Source organism: Metabacillus sp. GQ13 (assembly GCF_059758525.1).
The window spans coordinates 110,483-117,204 of sequence record NZ_JCAXET010000017.1 but is presented as its reverse complement, the minus strand read 5'-3'; the positions used below and the strand labels follow the sequence as shown (position 1 = coordinate 117,204).

7 protein-coding genes are annotated in these 6,722 nt (G+C 32.5%); 4 read left to right on the top strand and 3 right to left on the bottom strand.

Annotation, left to right across the window (positions count from 1 at the left end):
- Positions 1-1,076: 1,076 nt before the first annotated feature.
- Together AC6CHR_RS19805 and AC6CHR_RS19800 are read right to left on the bottom strand one after the other, a co-directional pair.
- Entirely contained in the window at positions 1,077-1,700 is a 624-nt protein-coding gene (locus AC6CHR_RS19805) for a CAP domain-containing protein (RefSeq protein ID WP_498250750.1), read from the bottom strand.
- 125 nt (positions 1,701-1,825) lie between these two features.
- Positions 1,826-2,455 carry a DUF421 domain-containing protein gene (locus AC6CHR_RS19800; RefSeq protein ID WP_498250749.1) on the bottom strand — a complete coding sequence of 210 codons (630 nt, stop codon included), beginning with the start codon at positions 2,453-2,455 and terminating at the stop codon, positions 1,826-1,828.
- 82 nt (positions 2,456-2,537) lie between these two features.
- Here AC6CHR_RS19800 and AC6CHR_RS19795 point away from each other — a divergent pair, with 82 nt between their 5' ends.
- From AC6CHR_RS19795 to AC6CHR_RS19780, 4 genes are all read left to right on the top strand, one after another.
- Positions 2,538-3,734: a DUF418 domain-containing protein gene (locus AC6CHR_RS19795; protein ID WP_498250748.1), complete on the top strand. Its 1,197-nt coding sequence runs from the start codon at positions 2,538-2,540 to the stop codon at positions 3,732-3,734.
- A gap of 51 nt (positions 3,735-3,785) precedes the next feature.
- Positions 3,786-3,965 carry a small, acid-soluble spore protein, H family gene (locus AC6CHR_RS19790; protein ID WP_498250747.1) on the top strand — a complete coding sequence of 60 codons (180 nt, stop codon included), beginning with the start codon at positions 3,786-3,788 and terminating at the stop codon, positions 3,963-3,965.
- A 486-nt stretch (positions 3,966-4,451) separates the two neighbouring features.
- Entirely contained in the window at positions 4,452-4,661 is a 210-nt protein-coding gene (locus AC6CHR_RS19785; RefSeq protein ID WP_498250746.1) for a cold-inducible protein YdjO-related protein, read from the top strand.
- 301 nt (positions 4,662-4,962) lie between these two features.
- Positions 4,963-5,619 (top strand): serine/threonine protein kinase, encoded by a 657-nt coding sequence (locus tag AC6CHR_RS19780; protein WP_498250745.1) that lies wholly within the window; start codon positions 4,963-4,965, stop codon positions 5,617-5,619.
- Between the two features lie 74 nt (positions 5,620-5,693).
- On the opposite strand, the gene proC is transcribed toward AC6CHR_RS19780, so the two are convergent.
- A complete protein-coding gene (gene proC / locus AC6CHR_RS19775) occupies positions 5,694-6,506 on the bottom strand; it encodes a pyrroline-5-carboxylate reductase (protein WP_498250744.1) in 813 nt (270 codons plus the stop codon).
- Positions 6,507-6,722 lie beyond the last annotated feature (216 nt).

The following is a 6,722-nucleotide window of genomic DNA, read 5'->3' as shown; positions in this document are numbered from 1 at the left end:
ATTAATGCTAGGTTTATAATTTAACATGATAAAAACAAACTGTCAATAACTTTTCTAAGATAATAAAAATCATATAAATAAAATATATAATTTAAAGTTTCATTTGCTGCGACTTAAATAATACTACAATATACCTAACTTTTAAAAAAGGACCAATTAATGGATTATTATTTTGTAAAATCCCTTCTGCAATACGTTTTAATTATGATAATAATAAGACAGAAATAGACAATCTCTAAACTTCTTAAATCTCACACCCCTTTACTTCTAACTCAGATAGAAAACGAGCAACCATAAATGAATAGGCCTTATACCTGCGAATGTTAAGGATATACCTGCAGGTGCTCGTTTTAATGATCCTAAAATTGCTTTGCTTATTCAAAAGGAATGATTGACAGGTCAAGATATCCTGTATTTTATTTCATGCACCCCTATTAGAGAGGCAACATGTTTGATGAATTTCAATTTTAAAAGGATACGGAAAAAATTAAACCGTGTCTTTTGTAAGTAACGGCAATAAACAATTGAATGATAATGTCAACAATTTGTTCGATTTATCTTATTATGTCACTTGAGAACCCTCTGTTAATACAAATTCTTTAAGTCTAGTTTGAAGTTAGTAAGCTAAACAATTACAGTCTTTTCATTCGTTGCAGTTTTTATTGGATCTGAACACATTTCTAGGAAAATTGTTATAACGGGTTCTGCAGCTTCGAAACTATTTTGAGGTATCAGGAGGGAGGTTGCATCAAGAGATCGGAGCTTTAGATAATACGGGAAGTGTGATGAACAAAGTTTAGTGTAATGTATTGTTTGTTTAAGCTTCTAATAGCTTAGATAAAGGTTTAGGATCTTTTCCTGTTTTATTACAAATGGCATTCAGTCTTCCATTCTCTTACACCATCTCCATTCAGATAATATCTGATAAGATCAATTGTTGGAACTGGTTATTTCAGCTCAAAATTACTGGCTTATTTAAAGTTTTTGATATGTTTTATGTTATTGTGTAGTCATCATTAACCATAAAAAAATGAGGAATATTATTAGAAATAATATTCCTCATTTGCTATCTTCGTTTACCTTCCCTTAATAAACATCTGCACCCATGCCCCTTGGTAAAACCCAACACCAATGCTATCATATTCAGGTTTTAATATATTTGCACGATGGCCTGAAGAATTCATCCAAGCATTCATTACTTCCTGAGGTGTTTTTTGACCCTTTGCAATATTTTCACCTGCACTGGAATAGCTAATTCCAAAAGTCTTTAACATATCAAATGGAGAACCGTAGTTAGGACTTGTATGTGAAAAATAATTAGAATTAATCATATCTTCAGCCTTTTTCTGTGCGACATTTTTCACATCAGCACGATGAGTAAGCGGTTTTAATCCTGCTTTTGCTCTTTCTTGATTTACTAGTTGGACGACTTGTTCTTCAAACCCGCTAGGACTTGGTGCACTAGGTTTTAAGCGAATAACTTCCCCAATTTGCATATTTCTCGGTTCAATTGATGGGTTTAAAGCCATTAATTTTTTGTAATCCAATCCATAGCGTTGTGCTATGTACCAAAATGTATCCCCTTTGGACACTTTATAAAACTCGAAAGGCGGTTCATTAAATGTTTTAATTGCTCCGTGCGTAACAGTCGGGATGACCAATAAAAAAATCGCCATCGCCAAAAATAATTTTTTAAACATAATCTTCCTCCTTATTAATAGTTTTTCCACCATTCTAGTTTGGCTATTTTTTCAAATTGAATGCACGGATTGAAAAAATATATATATATAGAAACTATTGTACGCTTCTAACGAAACAAAACCTTTTATTGAAGTCTTTTTGGGTATTCTGTTTGATGTTGATTTTTACATACTTCTGAAAATGTTGTAGCATGTTTAGTATCCTTGTCATTTCCGTCAATCTTTATCGATGTTGACAAAGGAATTATTGCTTGTTTTAACAGGTCAATTTCATTTAAGATTTTTAATATATCTCCTTTTGTAGCTGGCTGCTTGACCTCTTTTAAAAGAGCTCCCAATTGACCATTCGGCTCCAACGTAGCAAACATAACATCATCAATACTCATTATACTTAATTGTCTTAATTTCATTTCAAGCTGATCTACTGTTAATCTAAGTTTTTTCAGTTGGTTTTCTTGTATTTCACCATTTTTTATTACTATCTTAGATTTGCCGGTAATAAACGTTTCAATTTTATCTGATTTTAATTGACCAATTTCTACTAGCACAAGGGTCAAAACCAATATGAGACCAACAAACAATGTATTCCAGATGTCTTTACCAACTAATGGTTGAACTAATAATGATCCAATACCAACCATAATGACAACTTGAGCAAGAGTCATTTGCGAGATTGATTTTCTACCTGCGATTCTTAATAAAATTGTACCACCGAGTACAATGATGACTGCCTTCCACAAAAGGTGTAAGTCCATTATATTTACCACCTTAAATTACCCGCATTTTTTATAGGTTTAGTTAAACATAGCCGTTTATGCGTAAAGGAGTAATAATTATATGATACAAAACAACAGAAGGATTCCCCTATTAGATATTATCCGTGGAGTTGCTCTTTTTGGTATTTTATTAGTAAATATGCAAAGTTTTCATTCCCCCCATTTCAAAAAAATATATTATGATATAACAATTAGTTATCATGGTTTAGAAGAATGGCTTTCGTTTTTTTTTCAACTATTTATTCAAATGAAATTTTATCCGATTTTTTCTTTCCTATTTGGATTAGGGTTTTACTTATTCATTTCAAAAAATAATGGTATTACACTCTTTGTGAAAAGAATGGCTTTCCTTTTAATTTTTGGACTTTTACATCTTATTTTTCTTTGGTATGGTGATATTTTACATCTCTATGCGATAACTGGATTATTTCTTATCGCTTTTCATAAACTTCCTGACAGGCATCTTATCTACTGGGCTTTCTCTTTACTAGCTTTTTATCATATATTACTTGGGGCATCTATCTTTATATCTGTTGATGATTCAACAGTCTCTCACCAGCAAAGACAAAACGTGTCTAGTTATTTTAGCGTTTATTCTGATGCTCCATATCTCGACATGGTTCTTTATCGATTAAAAGTTGAAGTACTACCTATTCTATATCAGCTTCCTATTGCAATGATTCCCATCTTAGGAATGTTTTTACTTGGCTTGTATGCTGGTAGGAAGAAATTATATACCCATAACAATACAAACCACATGTTTATACGGAAGTTGTGGAAAATTAGTTTTGTGATATCAATGCCACTAATTCTAATTAATGGACTGATTATAACTTCATATTTTGATGGTGGATCTAATGGGAAGAACCTTGTAGTGTTCCTTACAAGTTTAAGTGGAATCACACTGAGTATTTTTTATATGTCTTCACTTTTTTTACTTACCGAATATAAGAAAATTGCTAGCTTATTACACCCGTTTAGCTACATAGGAAGGATGGCTTTGACAAATTATTTGTTCCAAACAATAATCTCTATTTGTCTTGTTCGTTTTTTTAATATGTATGGAAAAATTGGACTCTTTAGTGGTACTATCATTAGCCTTCTACTATTTTACGCACAATTTATCATTAGTTATTTGTGGCTAACCAAGTTTCTCAATGGCCCAATGGAGTGGTTATGGCGTTCTTTAACCTACGGAAAATATCTTCCCTTTAAAAAACAGAAAAGAAATAAGTCGCCCTATAAAAGGGAAGGATAAAATATATGATATTCGGAAAAAATAGAGGAAATGATCAGAGGAGGTTTTTATGTGGATATAAATCGTGTGAAACAAATACTATCATCATCAGCAGATGTAAGAGTTTTGTATAATGGCAGTTCCATTTGGATTGATGAGTTGCATGAAGACCAAGAGAAGGTTACGTGTCATTTAAGAGGACCACTTGAGGAAAGAACTCAAGTTGCTATATCAGAACTAATTGAAGAATAAGAATTAATAGAAGTCTGACTACTTTGTATTCCGCTAAAGGGAGTCAGACTTATAATCTCATTACTTCTGTGTGAAGAGGTTACTATTCAATAGACTTCTTCAGTGAATAAAGGCTCTTTTCTAAAAGATTGTTGCTCTAGTACTTATAAAAATTTGGATTTTTATGATCTAAATTAATGCAATCTCCATAGAATATCAGAGTAATTTAGCGAAAAGTGCAAGAAGATATACTTAAAATATGTCCTTTGTACGGTAATCAACAATCTTTGGAAAACAGCCATAAAAAAAGATTCATTTCTTTAACTGATACCATCCTTTCATTTGAATCATTACTCTTCGTTTTTGTCATATCTTAAAAACCTAATCTCTAAAATAGAACTACTATCTAACATATTGAGAGGAAATTCTTAACTATTATACATATTGTAAGGAAAAAAGTGTATAATGTATGTAGTACAAAATCTCCTTACTAAAGGATGTGTCTAAATGAGATTTCAACAGCAAGTCGAAAAACCACCCGAGGTAACATTAAAGATATGGGCTTGTGGATCTGATGATTGTAATGGTTGGATGCGAGACAACTTTAAATCTGACGAAAAGCCTAACTGTCCTCTTTGTGGACACACTATGGTTGAAGAAGAACGTACTTTACCAGTGTTAGAGAATTTTTCAGCAGTAAGTCTAAAAAAAGAATAATATTATAATGAAATTTAATTTTTCAATTAGTGTTTTTTCACTATTGATTAGATGAGACTCACTTGATATGAGTTCACAGACAAAAACCACCATATGATTATTTGGTGGTTTTTCGTTTTTTAGATAGAGCTTACCTACGAGCTATTATTCATTATGACTAGTTCGCTAAGTTATTTTTGATTTGTTTCATACCGCTTTACCAAGTAGAACTATAAAAATAATCTTATTTATAACAGTAGCTTATTTTATAAACCAATAACTTTTGAGAGACATTTTACGGTTATTGACATAGAGGTGTAACATGTATTGGATAAATAACAATTTAGTTAATAACATATCAATCATTAGTATTAATCCTTATGATCCTGTCCTTGTGGAAAACATCCCCGAGGACTGGAGTCTGATTGGAAGAGGTAATTTCGCAGCAGTTTTTACACACCCTTCACTTGTTGGTAAAGTTGTAAAAGTTTATGCTGAAAATCGAAAAGGAATCGAAGAAGAAATAAGTGTATACAGACAACTAAGAGAACACGCCTCTTTTTCAAATCTCGAAGACTATGGTGATAGATACCTTGTACTAAAAAAGTTAGTTGGTATCACCCTTTATCAAGCGTTTAAAGATGGCATTTATGTCCCACAAACTGTGATAGCCGATGTAGACAATGCCATTTCATATGCTAAATCCCAAGGATTAAATCCTACAGATATACATGGCAAGAATATCATAATGAATGGTGGTAGAGGATATATTGTCGATGTATCTGATTTTTTAAAGCCTTACTCTTGCCCAAAATGGAACCATTTTAAAAAAGTATATTATTATTTTTATTTTCCTTTATTTAAGAAGATACACCTCTCTCTTCCTTATTGGTTTCTGGAGAGGATTAGAAAAGGCTATCAGTCTTATTTACTTCTTAGTGGCTATAGAAAAAAACAAGAATCATATAATCGAAAGTGAGCTCTAGAAAAATCCTCGTTAAGGAACTTATTAACGAGGATTTTTCCTTTTCATATTTACAAGGTCCTAAAAAATTACTCAGTAAAATTTGATCCCCTTGCTTTTTTATTAGTTGCGATAATAGCGTTTTGAATCATTGAATCCAACCCACTCGCCCTCAGAACATCAAGTCCTGCTGCAGTTGCACCACCAGGAGTTGTAACTTGATCCCTTAGTTCTAATGGTGATTTTCCTATTTTCAACATTTCAGATGAACCAATTACCATTTCGGTTACTAATTTGTGTGAAATTTCGTTTGAGACTCCGAGCTTTTCTGTTATGCCAATAAGTGATTCAACAAATTGATAAATAAATGCTGGTGCACTTCCTGTAACTGCTGTAAGGTTATGAATATCCGCTTCTGAACAAAGTTGTGAACTTCCAATCGAATTTACGATAAGATCCATTTGTTGTTTGTTTTTTTCTGTGACTGTTTTCCCAAAGGTATATAGAGAAATGGAGTGTCCTACTTGAGCAGCTGTATTAGGCATAATCCACCCTACAGCAGTGTCAGAAGGAAGTCTCTCCTCTAAAAATGTTGGATCAATACCTGCTGCGATTGTTATGATAAATTGGTTTGTTACAACGCCCTTTAATTGACCTAGAACTGATTCATGCGCTTCTGGAGGCATAGCGAGAACAATCATCTCTACTTCCCTAATTGCCCCTATCCAATCCTGGATTTGAATAGCACCATACAATTCAGATAGTTTTTGCAATCTTTCAGGATTAGAATGATTGGTTATGAACACATTATTTATTTGATCACTACTTTTATTATGTAAACCAGAAATAATCGCCTCAGCCATACGGCCCGCTCCAATAAATAATATGGAAGGCTTTCTCATAAAACCACCTCTTATTATTTTTATCTTATTACATAAAAAAAAGACGTCATAAAGACGTCTTTTTTGCGTATTGAGGCGAAAGACTGCACGCCACATCGTGCATTTTGCCAGTTGGCATGTCCGTCGGCTTACACAATTCAGCTCATCGCTATATTATTATATCACAAAATTAATTTAAATAAAAGAATGGTTTCGCAAAGATTGTTGTTTTTTTGG

Excerpts from the sequence above, each read along its gene's own strand:
- AC6CHR_RS19800 (WP_498250749.1), bottom strand. The coding sequence starts at position 2,455 with ATGGACTTACACCTTTTGTGGAAGGCAGTCATCATTGTACTCGGTGGT.
- proC (WP_498250744.1), bottom strand. The coding sequence starts at position 6,506 with ATGAGAAAGCCTTCCATATTATTTATTGGAGCGGGCCGTATGGCTGAG.
- AC6CHR_RS19780 (WP_498250745.1), top strand. The coding sequence starts at position 4,963 with ATGTATTGGATAAATAACAATTTAGTTAATAACATATCAATCATTAGT.
- AC6CHR_RS19795 (WP_498250748.1), top strand. The coding sequence starts at position 2,538 with ATGATACAAAACAACAGAAGGATTCCCCTATTAGATATTATCCGTGGA.
- AC6CHR_RS19785 (WP_498250746.1), top strand. The coding sequence starts at position 4,452 with ATGAGATTTCAACAGCAAGTCGAAAAACCACCCGAGGTAACATTAAAG.
- AC6CHR_RS19805 (WP_498250750.1), bottom strand. The coding sequence starts at position 1,700 with ATGTTTAAAAAATTATTTTTGGCGATGGCGATTTTTTTATTGGTCATC.